Annotated in this window: 2 protein-coding genes; both read left to right on the top strand. The window is 30.9% G+C overall.

Annotated features, from left to right (window positions below; translation table 11 throughout):
* The first annotated feature begins 104 nt into the window (after positions 1 to 104).
* Positions 105 to 335 carry a hypothetical protein gene (locus N5D03_RS14930; RefSeq protein ID WP_219035473.1) on the top strand — a complete coding sequence of 77 codons (231 nt, stop codon included), beginning with the start codon at positions 105 to 107 and terminating at the stop codon, positions 333 to 335.
* Positions 325 to 651 (top strand): type II toxin-antitoxin system RelE/ParE family toxin, encoded by a 327-nt coding sequence (locus tag N5D03_RS14925; RefSeq protein ID WP_280052125.1) that lies wholly within the window; start codon positions 325 to 327, stop codon positions 649 to 651. Before N5D03_RS14930 ends, N5D03_RS14925 begins: the two co-directional genes overlap by 11 nt.
* The last annotated feature ends 41 nt before the right edge of the window (positions 652 to 692 follow it).

The following is a 692-nucleotide window of genomic DNA, read 5'->3' as shown; positions in this document are numbered from 1 at the left end:
GAATGATAATCAAAAAAATACAATCAAAGATTTATTAGAAGCTTTTATTCTAAAGAATAATTTGCAAAAGCAATTAGCAGTTTAATAGTTAAAAAAGTGAAATAATGACAACGCAAGAAATCTATATCGTAGAGCCTTCTACATCGGAAGAAGCGAAAGCATTGAAAGCTTTTGCAAAGGCTTTGAAAATGAAAATTACACGACAAAATACTGAAAATACCGATTCTACAGAAGATGTAAAGGCGAGTTTGAAACAAGCTGTAACAGAACTAAATCTGATAAAAGAGGGAAAACTAAAAGGAATTTCTGCCAAAGAATTATTGGATGAGTTATAATATTATTGCAACGCCGGAATTTCTGAAAGAAGCCAAAAAACTTGGAAAGAAATACCGTTCGTTGAAAGAGGATTTGGCTGTTTTAATTGAAGAATTACAACAAAATCCTACCTTAGGAACTGCTTTAGCCGATAATTGTTATAAAATACGTTTGGCAATAAAGTCGAAAGGTAAAGGTAAAAGCGGTGGAGCGAGAGTGATAACGCATTTTTTTATTGAAAACGAAACGATTTATCTACTTTCTCTTTACGATAAAAGCGAGCAAAATTCTATCTCCGATAAAGAAATTAAAGATTTACTAAAACTTATAAAATAACAAAAGGCAAACAATCGTTTGCCTTTTGATTTATTGTGAAT

It is taken from the genome of Empedobacter sp. GD03861 (assembly GCF_029840885.1).
GTDB lineage: Bacteria > Bacteroidota > Bacteroidia > Flavobacteriales > Weeksellaceae > Empedobacter > Empedobacter falsenii_B.
Note: the sequence above shows the minus strand (reverse complement) of the source record. Positions and strands in the feature narration are given on the sequence as shown.